The organism is Thermosynechococcus sp. PKX82, from assembly GCF_031583255.1.
Taxonomy (GTDB): Bacteria; Cyanobacteriota; Cyanobacteriia; order Thermosynechococcales; family Thermosynechococcaceae; genus Thermosynechococcus.
This window is the reverse complement of sequence record NZ_CP134169.1, coordinates 2,041,821-2,056,721: the sequence shown is the minus strand read 5'-3', so window position 1 is coordinate 2,056,721 and position 14,901 is coordinate 2,041,821. Positions and strand designations below refer to the sequence as shown.

Below are 14,901 nucleotides of genomic sequence, written 5' to 3'. Positions count from 1 at the left end.
AGCGCGACAGGAGCGAACTAATGCTCGATACCATCTTACTCCTCATTATCGTCGTGATGGGAATTGCCGTTGGCTTCAACAGCATTGACCTTCTGCCAGAAACGGTTCTTGCTCAAGTGGCCAATGTGCGGGGATTGCAGTGGGTCATGGCTGGCTTTGGCGCCATTGTTGGCATTGCCCTTGGTTTATTGTTGCAGTCCCTTTACCATCGTCTTGAGCGCAGTATCCGCCAATTGCCCCCAGAAACGCTCTTGTCGCGAGCTGTGGGTCTGGTGGTAGGGTTGCTCTTGGCCAACTTGATGCTGGCACCGATTTTCCTGTTGCCCATTCCCAAAGATTTTTCCTTTATTAAACCCCTGATTGCTGTTCTCACCAGTATTGTCTTTGCCTATTCGGGAACCACCTTGGCCGATAGTCACGGGCCTGCCCTGCTGCGGTTAATTAACCCCAATGCCGTTGCCAGCAGTCTCTTGGCTGAGGGCATGCTCAAACCTGCCCGAGCAAAGGTACTGGACACCAGTTGCATTATTGATGGCCGCATTGAGGCACTGTTGAATCTCGGGGTACTCGAAGGGCAAATCATTGTGCCCCAGTTTGTGCTTCAGGAGCTGCAACTCATTGCCGATGCGGGGAATGAGCAAAAACGGATTCGCGGTCGGCGGGGTCTCGATGTTCTCAATCGTCTCCAAGCCAGTTTGGGCGATCGCATTGTCATTCACTCCGCAGACTATCCAGAATTAACAACGGTGGATGCCAAGCTGGTGCGCCTGTGCCAAGAAATCAACGGCACCCTTGTCACCAATGATTTGAATCTCAACAAAGTTGCCCGCTTCCAAAAAGTGGATGTCTTTAACGTCAACGAGTTAGCGCAAGCCCTGCGCCCCATCTACCTCCCCGGCGATACGCTGGAGTTGAAGATTCTCAAGGAAGGGAAAGAACCAGCGCAAGGGGTGGGCTACCTTGAGGATGGCACGATGGTGGTTGTCGAAGAGGGGGTGGATCACATTGGCGATCAGTTGTCGGTGGTTGTGACCAGTGCCCTGCAAACCTCGGCAGGCCGCATGATTTTTGCTCGCCTGCAAATGCCGACGATGGCCTAAATTTCCTCTTTTTCCCCTAGGGGGTCTCCTTATGACCCATGAGCCACCCAAGCCCACTTCCCCCCCGCAACTGGTTTCACCGTGGGTCTGGGGTCTTTTTGTTTTCAGCATCCTATTCCTCTTTGGTGTGCTGTTGGCGACGGTGTGGCGACCGACGCTCTTTCCCATTGATTTAGTGAATCCCGATCAGTTGCGGCCTCTGCCTGACCTCCTGCAGATGCCCACCGATGATTTAAGCGTGTGGTGGCCCATTGTCCTTGCAGCAGTGATGGCAGTTGCCCTCAATTTTATTCCCAGCAATAATGTTAGCCGCCTGATCATTCGCTTCATTGTTATTCTCTTTGGCTGCCGCTATCTGGTGTGGCGGGGCTGGGTGACGCTCAATGATGCCCACTGGTTGAGCTTTACTGCCAGTATTGGCTTCTATGGTCTTGAGGTGCTCTACTTTTTCACCTATTTGCTTTACTTCTATCAGACGGCATGGCTGACGACTGCATGGCGATCGCGACAGGCCAATTACTATCAGCAGGCGGTTCTCAGTGGTGAATACTGCCCCAGTGTGGATATTTTTATTCCCACCTATAATGAGCCTCCCTATATTTTGCGGCGGACGATTGTGGCCTGTCAGGCGATCAACTACCGAAATAAAAGTATCTATGTCCTCGATGATGGTCGGCGATCGGAAATTGCGGATCTCTGTGAGCATCTGGGGGTCAACTATCTCACCCGTCCCACCAATGAGCACCGCAAAGCAGGGAACCTCAACCATGCCCTGAAATACACCACTGGTGAACTGATTGCTGTTTTTGATGCCGACTTTATTCCCTTTCAGAACTTCCTGAGCCGCACCGTGGGCTTCTTTCAAGATGATCACGTGTCCATGGTGCAGACCCCCCAGCACTTCTTTAACCCTGACTACCACTCCCAAAACCTTGGCATTGAGTTCATGATGCCCGGCGATATGGAGTACTTTTTTGGCTTTATTCAGCCGGGGCGGGACTTTGGCAACGCCATCATTTGCTGTGGCACCTCCTATGTGGTGCGCCGCCGTGACCTAGAAGCCGTAGGCGGATACTACACCCGCTGTGTGGTCGAGGATTTCCAAACGGGGACAAGGATGCAAATTGCTGGCTACCGCCTGATTTATCTGAACGAAATCCTCAGCATGGGGGAGTCTCCTCGCAACTTCCAAGATCATCTGGAGCAACGGCTGCGCTGGCTACAGGGGAATATGCAAATCTATTTCTGTGGTGATGATCTCCCCATTTGGTCAAAACTGTCGTGGTTTCAGCGCAGTTGCCACCTCTCGCTGCTCTTGCACAACATTAATCCCTTTATCCGCACGTGCTTTCTCGTTGGTCCGTTTTTGAGCCTAATGACAGGCATCTCCTTAACGGTGGCGACATTGGGTGAGTACCTTTTCTATGCCCTGCCCTACACGCTGTTAGTAATTGCCACCTTTAGCTGGGCGACAGAAGGGCGGTATTTTTCCGTCTGGGGTGAAGTCTATGAGGTGACCTTTGCCTTTCCGGGGATGGTGCAACTGATTAAAATCCTCCGCAATCCCTTCGGTAAAATTGGCAGCATTGTCACTAATAAGGGCACCCTCTCCAATCGGAAGCGGTTGAATTTGCGCTATACATGGCCGCTGGCGGCGTTTGTGATTGCAGTCGGAGTGGGGGTCTTTATCCGCTATGGGGGTTACTGGCTCCATATCTGGCCACCAATGGAGTATGAACGGGCGGGTTTAGAGGTGATGCTGGCTTGGACGCTCTACAACGCCTTTATTGCCTTGATTGCGGTTCTGTCCTCCATTGATCAGCCCACCCGCCGTCAGAGCGATCGCTTTCCCGTTTGCACTGTATGTCGTTTCCAACTGGGGGATCAAACCTACTGGGGCTATACCCGCGATGTGTCGGAGACTGGTGCTGCCCTATTGCTGACCGCAGGGCGTTTTATCGAAGCCCAAAGAGATACCGTCGGCACGCTGACCTTTTTGGAACAGGACTTTAGCGTCACCGCAGCCGTGGTTCGTACCCGCACTGAAGAGGAGCGGTGCTGCATTTACCTGCGGTTTTTAGAGGTCAGTGATGAGGCACAGCGGCACCTCGTACAACTGCTCTATGGTGGCCTCACATGGTGGCACAAACCCAAAGCCCCCAATGGCCTAGATGCCTTTTGGCCAATGTTGATTCGTCTCTTTGACTTTCGATCGCTCTTTAGCCTCTATAGCAATAATTGACCGATAGGCTCATAGCTCAAAAATTTGCCCTAGGGGAAAATAAAAGTTTGGCAATAGGGGAGATGTCAACGTATAGCTATAGCTGTTTCCAAAGGGAGTGAGATATTTTCAAGAGGCATAGGCTATACTCAAAGCGTCATGAATGTTACTCAAGAATATGAGCTATAGCTTGGACTTACGAGAGCGGGTTGTCTCCTATATCAAGCAAGGTGGCAAAATCAGTGAAGCGACTCAAATTTTTCAGGTGAGCCGCGCCACTATCCATCGCTGGCTGAAGCGAGACGACTTAGCCCCCACAGTTGTCCCCCGTCGTCCTTGGAAGCTGGATTGGGCGGCCTTAGCAGCCGATGTTGCTGCCCATCCCGATGACCGTTTAATCGACCGTGCCCAGCGATTTGGCGTTCAAGTTTCCACCATTAGTTATGCCCTCGCCCAGATGGGCATCACCCGAAAAAAAAACAGATGCGTTACCAAGAACGGTGTGAGGCAGAGCGACAAGCGTATCAACAGCAGCTCGACACATGGGTAGAGAGTCACGGCGAGGAAACGGTGGTGTATATTGACTAGCCAAGGCTGCTCACTGATCGGGGTGATTCCTTGAATGACATTAGCGGTAATTTCCAATTCCTGTGTCAAAAATTTGCGGCACGATCGCGATCGGATCTTGATCCGACCCTACTCTGCCACCGGGAAAATCCACCGTAGCTCGCTGAACCCCCACCCGAAAGGTTGGCGGCAGGCAGATTAAATCCTTCCCTTGCAGCGGCAGGACAATCACCGAGTCCGCCTTTTCTACCCGCCAGTATTCTAGGGTTTCACCTGTGTCCGTCAACCACTTCTCGGCAATCAAGGTCACCCACTTGGATTGAATGCGTACCCGTTCATCGAGCGATCGCCAATTCACTGTTGCCACTCTTCAGGAACTTGGGCTATTTTCTCATGCCCTGTGGGGGCGTACACCGGTCTGCCGAGGGGACGGTAGGGCAGGGTGCCATTTTCATAGGCCTGAATCCGTTGGCGAGCAATGTTGACATAAGTGGGTTCCTTTTCACAGCCCATCGCCCGCCGATTGTGCATTAGGGCAGCCAAGAGGGATGATCCCACCCCCATATAGGGGTCAAAGACCCAATCCCCTTCATGGCTGAGGGCGAGAACGCACCGCTCCACTAACTCAATGGGAAACTGGCAGGGATGCAATGTTTTTTCAGGATGATTGGACTTGACATTGGGAATATCCCACACCAGTTCTTGCCAATCCTGAAGAACGATTTCCCAGACATCGGATGGATTTTTGCCCAAGGGATTGCCCGAGGGTTTGCCCTTATTGGGACCTTTGAAATGGCGTTTCCCCGGATATTTGGCTGGAATACGCACGGCATCCAAATTAAAGATGTAGTGATCGGACTTCGTGAACCAGAGAATCGTTTCATAGCGGCCAGAAAAGCGCTTTGTGGCATGGAGACCATGGCCAAATTTCCAGATGATGCGATTGCGCAGCTTCAAACCCAACCGCTTGAACAGGGGATAAAACAAAATATCCAAGGGATACACCTCTCCCCCTTGAACAAAATTCCCCACTTGCCAGCACAAACTTCCCTCTGGCCGCAGCACTCGATATAGCTCGGCAATCACTTGGCTTTGGCTTTGGAGATAGTCCTCAATCGCCACCGGGGTTTCATAGGCCTTGCCGAGGTTGTAGGGCGGCGACGTAAAGATGAGCGTCATGGCCTTATCCGGCACCTGACGAATCACCTCACAGACATCTCCACTGGCAACGACTAGCTTAGCCTCTGGAGAAAAACGCTCTTGAATGTGCTGGCCAGAACTCAATAACTATAAGCCATCCTTCCCTGTACCGCCAAAATACCATATTCGTAATCCTGAGATAAAAAAAGAGGCCGACCCCTAGGGAGTCAGCCAGCGGATTACTTGGGAACGCGCGCTAGACAGTACAAAGCAATTGGCAACAGGATTAGCTATGCACCACAAGCTTGACGTTGGCGTTCTGAAGGCCAGGACGCTTCACCTCAGCCAAGGTTTTGTTGATGGCATATTTTTGGTTGATCGAGTTGATCAGCTCCGTTTGGTTGTGTTTTTTGGCCACACCCCAGAGGTCAGCAATCAGATCAAAGGTGCCATCAGCATTGCGAGACCAGCCCAGATCATACTCGCCATCGAGGACAGCGACGATGTCAGAGCGAACACGTTGGCCATTGTAGCCACGCACATCGGCATTGGTTTTCACCGTAATGCCCAGATCCCGCAGGGACGCTTTCAAGATTTCAGCATCGGTAATTTTCGTACGCAGGGTGCTGAAGTGAGACATGTGGATTTCCTCCAGATTGAGACAGAAACATTGGACTGAATGAACCACAATTTATGGCGAACCAAACCCCTGTGGTCGGGTCTTTCTCCCATCTGCGCAGGGCAGACAGAAGGAAGCTTGTCAAAACTCCAGTCGCTGGTATTCAGCCACTGAAGCAGCCGCCGGACGCGCCCGTTGGCGTGCCCAATCACGCAGTGCCGTGACCTGCTCTTGCATCGTCTTGGAAAGGGGTTGAGTGGCACGGCTAGCGGCAATAATGTCTAACTGGGTAAACTCGCGCCCTTGAGCAAAGGCTTCGTACATGGCAGCAATGATGGCCTGCTCAATCTCGGCACCTGAAAAGCCATCACAGATATTGGCGAGTTGCTCGAGGTCAAAGCGATCAATGTCGCGGCGGCGCTTGGTGAGGTGAATGCGAAAGATTTCCTTGCGCTCCTCGGCATTGGGCAAATCCACAAAGAAAATTTCGTCAAAGCGACCTTTGCGCAAAAATTCACCGGGGAGCCGTTCGACGCGGTTGGCTGTCGCCAAGACAAAGACGGGAGACTTTTTCTCCTGCATCCAAGTGAGGAAGGAGCCAAAGATCCGGCTTGAGGTACCGCCATCGGAGTCCGAGGAGCCTGCTCCGCCCGCAAAGGCCTTGTCCATTTCATCAATGAAGAGAATGGCAGGGGAGATCGATTCAGCGGTTTTCAGGGCATTGCGCAAATTCGCTTCCGATCGCCCCACCATTGAACCGTCATAGACGCGCCCCATATCAAGGCGCAGCAACGGCAAGCCCCAAAGGCGGGAGGTGGTTTTGGCAATCAGGGACTTCCCACAGCCGGGGACCCCCAAAATTAACATCCCCTTCGGTTGCGGTAAGCCGTATTCACGCGCCTTTTCACTGAAGGCGTTGGAGCGTTGGCGTAACCAGACTTTCAGTTCCTCTAGACCGCCGACCGAATCAATGGTTTCATCCACTTCCATATACTCGAGGATGCCATTGCGGCGGATGAGTTGCTTTTTCTCAGAGAGGATGATGTCCACTTCGGCTTCCGTAAGGCGCCCAGCGGTCACTTTGGCTTTGCGAAAGACTTTTTCAGCTTCATCCCGCGTCAGGCCAAGGGTGGCTTTGACGAGTTTTTCCCGTACTTCAGGGGTGAGGCGGCGATTGCGGGGATCCAGTTGCTCCCCGAGAACCTGATCTAGTTCGTTGATACTGGGTAGGGGGTAGTCAACGACAACGATTTCTTTTTCCAGTTCGACAGGAATCCGCTGCGCTGCTTCTGGGGACATGAGAATAATGGTTTTGTGGCTGCTTTTGAAGCTGGCGATCGCGTCCCGTAAAGAACGAGTCACAGGGGGCGAATCAATGAAGGGGTGCAAATCCTTGAAGACGTAGATGCCCGGTTCCCGTTGGTGAACAACCCATTGAATGGCAGCTTCCGGCGAGACAGTGTTGTGGTGACTGTTGTTGCGGGGATGGCCATACTCGACCATGCCGTGGGTCACTGTCCAGATGTAGAGCTTGCGGGGAGACCGCCCTTGAGGCCCGACTTGACTTTGGGCAATGGTGGCGATCGCCTGCTCAGCCCGCTCTTCTTCAGAGGTCAGGAGGTAGATCAACGGATATTGCGCTTGGATGAGGATACTCAATTCTTCTTGCACAGCAATCACCTCCTTCTTTCAAGGCTGACCCAACACCCCCGCCACTAGCGGGCAGACACCAACTCGACGGAGAGCGAAGGAACACTGAGGCTGTCGTCATCAATCACTGTGGGCTGATTGACCAAGGCCGTTAGCTCATCCCCCCGCAGGACAAGGGCACTAGCACACTCTGGGCAGTGGTAAACCCGATGCACATTGCCATGCTTTTGCTCGGCATATTCCGCCAGTACGTCTGGGTGAGCCAGCAGAAATTCAATGGCACGTTCAGCAAGGGTGGACATCGTTTCCTGCTCGACGACAGCGGCAATCTTGAGCTGGCGGTGCACATCGGGGGATAGATACAACGTAACCTTTTGCTTATCTTCCATAGGGGTTAGAGACGTACCTAGGTATGTGTGCCAGTGTAGTGAGCCGATCCGAGGGGTGTCAAGGTGAAATGCTGTCAAAACGGCAAAATCGTAACATTTAGTTACATTAAGCCCCGCGTGCTTAAAACTCAGTTACAGGGCTGAGGGCATCATATCGAATTGAGTGGCGATCGCCAGCCGTACCCCATTGACAAAATCCCACCCCGATTGGGCTTTGCGACCACTCAAGTGCACTTGACTCAGCAGCAGGCGACCCTTGCCCGTCTGTACCACGGGGCCCCATCCCTTAATTAGCTCTACCACCGTACCCGGGGCGGAAGCTGCCTCAGGCTCACAAACAAAAGACTGTAAAGGTTCCGGTAATTCGGCCCTCACTTCGGGCACCAATGGCCACGTTTGCAGCAGTTTCAAGGGGGTGTCTTGCCACTGGGTATAGGCATAGGGGTAAAAGGCGCGCACTTGGTTGTGAAGGGCTAGGGCCGATCGCCCCCAATCAATGGCATAGTCACTTTTTTGAATGAGCGGTGCGTAGGTAGCCTCAGCGTCGTTTTGGGGTTCGGGTTGAAGCTGTGGCAGTTGCTGCAAGGTTTCTAGTAGGAGGTCGGCACCGATGTCACTGAGCTTGGCACTGAGGGTAGCAGCGTTATCTCCTAGATGAATCGTTACTTTGCGCTTCAGGAGCATTGGGCCTGTGTCCATACCCGCATCCATGCGCATCGTCGTCACGCCGGTTTCCCCTTCGCCATGGTAGAGTGCCCACTGAATGGGAGCGGCACCGCGATACTTCGGCAGCAGCGAGCCGTGGATGTTGATGCAGCCGTAACGGGGAATCTCAAGGATCGACGGGGGCAGGATTTGACCGTAGGCCACCACCACAAAGACATCAGCGCCTAGCGATCGCAAGACCTCAGGCAGCTCTGGATCCCGACGCAGACGTTCCGGCTGCCAAACTGGTAACCCGTGACAAAGGGCTAAGGCCTTGACCGGAGAAGGCGATAATTGGTTGCCCCGTCCCCGTCGGCGATCGGGCTGGGTGACCACCCCCAACACTTGATAGGTCTCTGTTTCCAGCAGCCGTTGTAGCGGCGCAAGGGCAAACTCCGGTGTGCCAAAATAAACGATTTTCAATCGCTGCCCACTCCCTGCAAAACGTCAACTGCTGGTTTAGAGAGTCTCAGGAGCGTCATCCTCAGAAGGAGTGAGGGCTTCCCCACCATCACTAGCGCCGTTCAGATCTTCTTCCGTCGCTTGGGAGCCACCACTAATGACCGCCAAATCCACCTGCTGGCGGTAGGAATCCACATTTTTAATCAGGACTTCCACGCGATCGCCCAAGCGGTAGCGCAAGCGGTTACGCCGACCCGTCAAGGTTTGGGCATGGGCACGGTATTCATACCAGTCATCCTTGAGGGAGCTGACGTGGACTAAGCCCTCAACATTAAAGTCAATCAGTTCCACAAAGAAGCCATAGGACTGCACGCCGGTAATAATGCCCGAACGCACTTCGCCGATGCAGGCTTGGACTTGGCGCACCCGTTGCAAGCCCACCAAATCTTTCCATGCGGCGTAGGTTTGCCGCTCCCGCTCTTGGAGGTGAGGGGCTAATTCATTAACCAGGGTGTCCACTTCCCGCTGGGTATCGGTGGTGAAGACGGTCCAATTCACCTGCTCCAAGCAACTGGATTCGCCAAGATTGACGCGCTCTTTTGCCCGTGGCCCGCGGCGATCGCGCCCTTCCGTCAGGAGAATGTGCAAAATGCGCTGATTCACAATGTCAGTGTAGCGTTGGAGGGGTGAGCAGAAATGGCCATAGCCCTCGCCAGTGGCCAAACTAAAGTGGAGCAGCGCCACGGCGGCATCGCTGGCGGGTTTGAGTTTATCGAGCAACAGTTCCTGCAACACGGCTGCCAGATCCGAGGTGGCCAATTGTGCCATAAAGCGCTGACAGTCGCGGGGCGTGACCTGCGCGGGATTGTCTAGGCTCAAGGGCAAGTTGAGATTTTGGCAGAGCTTGAGAAAATCCTGCACGGCATAGAGTTCGGGCACAGGCTGCGTGCGGTAGAGAGCCGGTACCCCCAACTTCGCCAAATGACGGGCAAGGAGTTCATTGGCAAGGATCACTAAGCTTGTCCAAGGGGTGACCCTCGGTAGGGGAATGGCGGGGGCGAGACCCTCATCGGCATAGGCAAGGCTCAGGGCATCCGCTGGGGTGACTTCAATACTCCCCCGTGCCTGTCGTTGCTGACTCACGGCATTGGCAAGGTGAATCAGGGCACGCAACCAATCACCGGAAGTATCCCCTAGGGCAAGGGTGGCCGCCACCTGCTCACTGGTGACACAGGCATCAACGCGGATACAACTGCGGTAAATTCTGTAGGACTGAACTTCACCGGCATTGTTGATCACCATCAGCAGCGAAATGGCAGCGCGATCGCCCCCCGGCAGCAAGCGCAACCTCTCCAATTCCTGCGGCAAGAGGGGCAAACTCAGTTCAGGGGTGGCGAGGGTCATACCCTGACGGCGAGCAGTGCGATCCAGCAGTTCATCGCGGGGGAGCAATCCCCCCACATCGCTAATGTGAATCCCCAACTGCCAGAGATTTTGCTCGAGGGCATCGAGGGAAAAGGCCACTTGGGGTTCTTGGCCGGGAGCCACTAAGGTAATGGTGACCAGTTCCCGCAAGTCTTGGCGATCGCTCAAGTCCAAGGTTTCCAACTGGGCATTTAAGGTGGCGGCTGCTGTCCGCAGGGCGGGGCTAAATTGGCGGACAAGATTATGTTTGCAGCAAATCAAGTCCAAAGCAGGTGCCGATTGGGCATCACTCCCTAGGATCTGGCCAATTTCCCCCGTCGGCAGGTACCCCCCCAAGGGATAGCGGCGAATGTTCACATGCACCAGTTGATCCACCACCGTGGATAGATCGGGGACGAGGTCATTGGGTTCAAGGGCAATTTCAAAGAGCAGGCGATCGTCGAGGGGTGTGGCCCGAAACCCATCTTCGGTCTGTTTCACCCGGGCAATCACCGAGGGGTTTCCCCGCTCAAGGATCAGTTTCACTTCCCCCTCTGGAGATTTCTTGCGGCGGCCTTCACGGGTGACCCGCACCAGCACGCGATCGCCATTCCAAGCAGTGCTGAGTTGATGCTCGCGCACAAAAATATCTTCGGCACCCTCGGTATCCTGAATCGCAAAGCAAAACCCTTTGCTGGAGCAGCGCAGCCGCCCTTCAATCAAGCCATCATCACTAGCGCGGCGATACTTGCCCCGTTCTTTAATAAGCAGGCCAATGCGTTCTAGGGCATCGAGGGCAATTTCCAGTTCTCGCTGGCTCTCAGGATCGTCACAGCCGAGTTTTTTTTCGAGAACCTTGGGGGCAACAAATTTATCTTCGCTAAAGTTGGCAAGCAGACTGGCAATCGTAAAATGCATCGGCAACTCGGTGAAGGGAGGGCAATAGTGGATGTAGCGTTGTTGGTGTCAAGTATCCAAACTGTAGCTTATCACAGTTGCGGAAGCATCCTAGGGGATCCCCAATCTGTCCTATAATTATGGCGCGTTGATTCTGGGCACGAAACATCCTAGATTTGAGGAATGGCGATCGCCCGCATCAATTACTGTTCTCAATCGTTGTCCATCCGGTTAAGGCATCTATGAATCAGTCTGAAATTCTCGAAAAAGTAAAAGCCATTGTTGCCGATCAACTCAGTGTTGATGCAGAAAAAGTTGTGCCCGAAGCAAGTTTTGCCGAGGATCTCAATGCTGACTCCCTTGACTCCGTGGAGTTGATCATGGCACTTGAGGAAGCGTTTGGTGTGGAAATTCCCGACGAAGAGGCGGAAAAACTGAAAACCGTCCAAGATGTCCTTGACTTTATCAACAATAAGGTAGCTGCATAGATCCATGGCAAAGGCGCACCAAAAACGGGTCGTTGTCACGGGGATGGGGGCAATTACCCCCCTCGGCAACACCCTTGCGGAGTATTGGGAAGGGTTAATGGCCGGTCGCAACGGCATTGATTACATCACGGCTTTTGATGCCAGTCGTCATGACTGCCGCATTGCGGGTGAGGTGCGTGGCTTTGATCCCACCCTCTACATGGATCGCAAAGATGCCAAACGCATGGATCGCTTTGCTCAATTTGCCGTGGCTGCCAGTAAGCAAGCCCTTGCAGATGCCCAATTGACGATTGACGAGGGCAATGCCACTGACATTGGCATCATTATTGGTACGGGTGTGGGCGGGCTAAAGGTGATGGAGGATCAGCAGGAGGTCTATCTCACCAAGGGGCCCGATCGCTGTAGTCCCTTTATGATCCCGATGATGATTGCCAATATGGCCGCCGGACTCACCGCCATTCACACCGGTGCCAAAGGCCCCAATTCCTGTTCCGTGACCGCCTGTGCAGCGGGTTCCAATGCCATTGGCGATGCCTTCCGCATGGTGCAGCACGGTTATGCCAAGGCGATGATCTGTGGCGGTACTGAGGCAGCGATTACTCCCCTATCGGTGGCGGGTTTTGCGGCAGCCCGTGCCCTGTCCACCCGCAATGATGACCCCCACCATGCCAGCCGTCCCTTTGACCTCAACCGCGATGGCTTTGTCCTTGGGGAAGGGGCAGGCATCTTGATCCTTGAAGAATTGGAATTTGCCCTTGCCCGGGGGGCACGCATCTATGCAGAAATGGTGGGCTATGGCTTGACCTGTGATGCCTACCACATGACTGCTCCCTCACCGGGGGGAGAAGGGGCGGCCCGTGCCATTGAAGCCTGCCTCAAGGATGGGGAGATTGCCCCGGATCAGGTGAGCTATATCAATGCCCACGGTACAAGTACCCCCGCCAACGACAGTACGGAAACTGCCGCCATTAAACGTGCCCTTGGTGAGGAAAATGCCCGTCGCGTTCCCGTGAGTTCGACAAAATCCATGACGGGGCACCTCCTAGGGGGGTCAGGGGGTATTGAGGCGATCGCAACGGTGATGGCAGTTGCCCACGATCGCATCCCCCCTACAATTAACTTGGAGCAACCGGATCCTGCCTGCGATCTGGACTATGTTCCCCATCAGAGCCGGGCTTGTCCGGTGACGGTGGCTTTGTCCAACTCCTTTGGCTTTGGTGGGCACAACGTGACGTTGGCCTTCCGCAAATTTACTCCCGATCGTTAACTGTCTGCTGCAAACCCAATTAGAGAGAGAAAGCAATGCCTGCGGTGACTCAATCCCTTGATGAACTCTGTATTAATGCGATTCGTTTCCTAGCGATCGATGCGGTGCAAAAGGCCAACTCCGGGCACCCCGGCCTACCCATGGGGGCAGCACCCATGGCCTATGTGCTGTGGAACCAGTTCATGCGGTTTAACCCCAAAAATCCGCAGTGGTTCAATCGCGATCGCTTTGTCCTTTCGGCGGGTCATGGCTGTATGTTGCAGTATGCCCTGCTCTACCTCACGGGCTACGACAGCGTCACCATCGAGGACATTAAACAGTTTCGCCAATGGGGATCGCGCACACCCGGTCACCCGGAAAACTTTGAAACCCCCGGTGTGGAGGTGACCACAGGCCCTCTCGGTCAAGGGATTTGTAACGCCGTTGGCTTAGCAGTGGCGGAAGCCCATTTAGCGGCTCGCTTCAACAAGCCCGATGTCAAACTAGTGGATCACTACACCTACGTTATCCTTGGCGATGGCTGCAACATGGAGGGCATCTCCGGCGAAGCCTGCTCCCTTGCGGGTCACTGGGGCTTAGGCAAACTCATTGCCCTCTACGACGATAACCACATTTCCATTGACGGTTCCACCGACATTGCCTTTACAGAGGATGTCTGCAAGCGCTTTGAGGCCTATGGTTGGCACGTGCAGCACGTCGCCGATGGCAATACGGATCTTGCGGGCATTGCCAAAGCCATTGAAGCGGCCAAAGCCGTAACCGATAAACCTTCACTCATTAAAGTCACCACTACCATTGGCTATGGTTCCCCCAACAAAGCCAACACCGCTGGGGTGCACGGCGCTGCTCTTGGGCCTGAGGAAGTCAAGCTCACCCGCGAAAACCTTGGCTGGAACTATGAGCCTTTTGTTGTCCCCGAGGATGTCCTCAACCACTTCCGCAAAGCCGTGGAGCGCGGTGCTAGCTATGAAGCGGAGTGGAACCAAACCCTCGCCACCTATCGCCAAAAGTATCCTGAGGAGGCTGCCGAATTTGAACGGCTGCTGCGGGGTGAGCTGCCCGCCAACTGGGATGCCAATCTGCCGAGCTACACTCCTGAAGATAAGGCTGTGGCCACCCGCAAGCATTCGGAAATTTGCCTGAACGCGATCGCCCCCAATCTGCCGGAACTCATTGGCGGTTCTGCCGACTTGACCCACTCCAACCTCACCGAGCTCAAGTGCTCCGGTGACTTCCAAAAAGGCCAGTACCAAAATCGCAACATTCGCTTTGGCGTACGGGAACACGGCATGGCCGCCATCTGCAACGGCATTGCTCTCCACAATTCCGGCTTGATTCCCTACTGTGCCACTTTCTTGGTCTTTGCCGATTACCTGCGGCCTGCCCTGCGCCTCTCAGCCCTCTCCCAAGCGGGGGTGATCTATGTGATGACCCACGACTCCATTGCTCTTGGTGAAGATGGCCCTACCCACCAACCCGTGGAAACCTTGGCCTCATTGCGTGCCATTCCCAACCTACTGGTGATCCGTCCTGCCGATGGCAATGAAACCTCGGGTGCCTACCAAGTGGCCGTCCAACGCCGCAAACAGCCAACCCTCTTGGCACTGACGCGGCAAAATGTCCCCAACTTGGCCGGTACCTCTGCGGCCAATGTCGCCAAAGGTGCCTACACGCTGGTAGATTGTGCAGGGACACCCGATTTGATCCTGATTGGCACCGGTTCAGAAGTCTCCCTCTGTGTCAAGGCTGCTGAAACCCTGACGGCCAGTGGCAAGAAGGTGCGGGTCGTGTCCATGCCCTCTTGGGAACTGTTTGAGGAGCAATCCCCTGAGTACAAAGCCAGTGTGCTCCCTGCGGGGGTAAAACGCCTTGCTGTAGAAGCGGCTTCGAGTTTTGGTTGGTGCCGCTATGCCGATGCAACGGTGTCGATCGAGCGCTTTGGTGCCTCGGCTCCCGGTAACGTCCTCATGGAGAAATTTGGCTTCACGGTGGACAATGTGGTGGCCAAGGCCAATGCCCTGCTTGGCTAAGTTGCCGGTGGTACGCCTTTAG

13 protein-coding genes are annotated in these 14,901 nt (G+C 54.3%); 6 read left to right on the top strand and 7 right to left on the bottom strand.

The window, feature by feature from the left end:
* Positions 1–20 precede the first annotated feature (20 nt).
* The 3 genes from RHH53_RS10210 to RHH53_RS10200 all read left to right on the top strand — a co-directional run bounded on the left by RHH53_RS10210 (position 21) and on the right by RHH53_RS10200 (position 3,871).
* Positions 21–1,100, top strand: a complete 1,080-nt coding sequence (locus RHH53_RS10210) for a PIN/TRAM domain-containing protein (RefSeq protein WP_149819124.1) — start codon at positions 21–23, stop codon at positions 1,098–1,100.
* Positions 1,101–1,131: 31 nt separating this feature from the next.
* Positions 1,132–3,342, top strand: a complete 2,211-nt coding sequence (locus RHH53_RS10205; protein ID WP_310743749.1) for a glycosyltransferase — start codon at positions 1,132–1,134, stop codon at positions 3,340–3,342.
* 142 nt (positions 3,343–3,484) lie between these two features.
* Positions 3,485–3,871, top strand: a complete 387-nt coding sequence (locus RHH53_RS10200) for an IS630 transposase-related protein (protein ID WP_310743748.1) — start codon at positions 3,485–3,487, stop codon at positions 3,869–3,871.
* Between the two features lie 78 nt (positions 3,872–3,949).
* Here RHH53_RS10200 and RHH53_RS10195 read toward each other — a convergent pair whose 3' ends face one another.
* The 7 genes from RHH53_RS10195 to RHH53_RS10165 form a co-directional block, all read right to left on the bottom strand.
* On the bottom strand, positions 3,950–4,255 hold the full coding sequence (locus RHH53_RS10195) for a hypothetical protein (RefSeq protein WP_310743747.1): 306 nt from the start codon (positions 4,253–4,255) through the stop codon (positions 3,950–3,952).
* The gene (locus RHH53_RS10190; protein WP_206201684.1) at positions 4,243–5,067 is read right to left on the bottom strand and encodes a site-specific DNA-methyltransferase; all 825 of its coding nucleotides are present in this window, start codon (positions 5,065–5,067) and stop codon (positions 4,243–4,245) included. Before RHH53_RS10190 ends, RHH53_RS10195 begins: the two co-directional genes overlap by 13 nt.
* A 247-nt stretch (positions 5,068–5,314) precedes the next feature.
* Positions 5,315–5,668, bottom strand: a complete 354-nt coding sequence (locus RHH53_RS10185) for a DUF1257 domain-containing protein (protein ID WP_149819118.1) — start codon at positions 5,666–5,668, stop codon at positions 5,315–5,317.
* 120 nt (positions 5,669–5,788) lie between these two features.
* Positions 5,789–7,318 carry an AAA family ATPase gene (locus RHH53_RS10180; RefSeq protein ID WP_206201683.1) on the bottom strand — a complete coding sequence of 510 codons (1,530 nt, stop codon included), beginning with the start codon at positions 7,316–7,318 and terminating at the stop codon, positions 5,789–5,791.
* A gap of 44 nt (positions 7,319–7,362) precedes the next feature.
* The gene (locus tag RHH53_RS10175) at positions 7,363–7,686 is read right to left on the bottom strand and encodes a ribbon-helix-helix domain-containing protein (protein ID WP_206200060.1); all 324 of its coding nucleotides are present in this window, start codon (positions 7,684–7,686) and stop codon (positions 7,363–7,365) included.
* Between the two features lie 132 nt (positions 7,687–7,818).
* A complete protein-coding gene (fmt, locus tag RHH53_RS10170; RefSeq protein ID WP_302678209.1) occupies positions 7,819–8,814 on the bottom strand; it encodes a methionyl-tRNA formyltransferase in 996 nt (331 codons plus the stop codon).
* 36 nt (positions 8,815–8,850) lie between these two features.
* The gene (locus RHH53_RS10165; RefSeq protein ID WP_310438411.1) at positions 8,851–11,115 is read right to left on the bottom strand and encodes a ribonuclease R; all 2,265 of its coding nucleotides are present in this window, start codon (positions 11,113–11,115) and stop codon (positions 8,851–8,853) included.
* A gap of 221 nt (positions 11,116–11,336) precedes the next feature.
* On the opposite strand from RHH53_RS10165, the gene acpP reads away from it, so the two are divergent.
* The 3 genes from acpP to tkt are packed head-to-tail and all read left to right on the top strand — an operon-like array spanning position 11,337 to position 14,879.
* Positions 11,337–11,582, top strand: a complete 246-nt coding sequence (gene acpP / locus RHH53_RS10160; RefSeq protein ID WP_149819108.1) for an acyl carrier protein — start codon at positions 11,337–11,339, stop codon at positions 11,580–11,582.
* A gap of 4 nt (positions 11,583–11,586) precedes the next feature.
* Complete coding sequence (gene fabF / locus RHH53_RS10155; protein WP_206200057.1) at positions 11,587–12,849, top strand: beta-ketoacyl-ACP synthase II; 1,263 nt, start codon at positions 11,587–11,589, stop codon at positions 12,847–12,849.
* 35 nt (positions 12,850–12,884) lie between these two features.
* Positions 12,885–14,879 (top strand): transketolase, encoded by a 1,995-nt coding sequence (gene tkt, locus RHH53_RS10150; RefSeq protein WP_206200056.1) that lies wholly within the window; start codon positions 12,885–12,887, stop codon positions 14,877–14,879.
* The last annotated feature ends 22 nt before the right edge of the window (positions 14,880–14,901 follow it).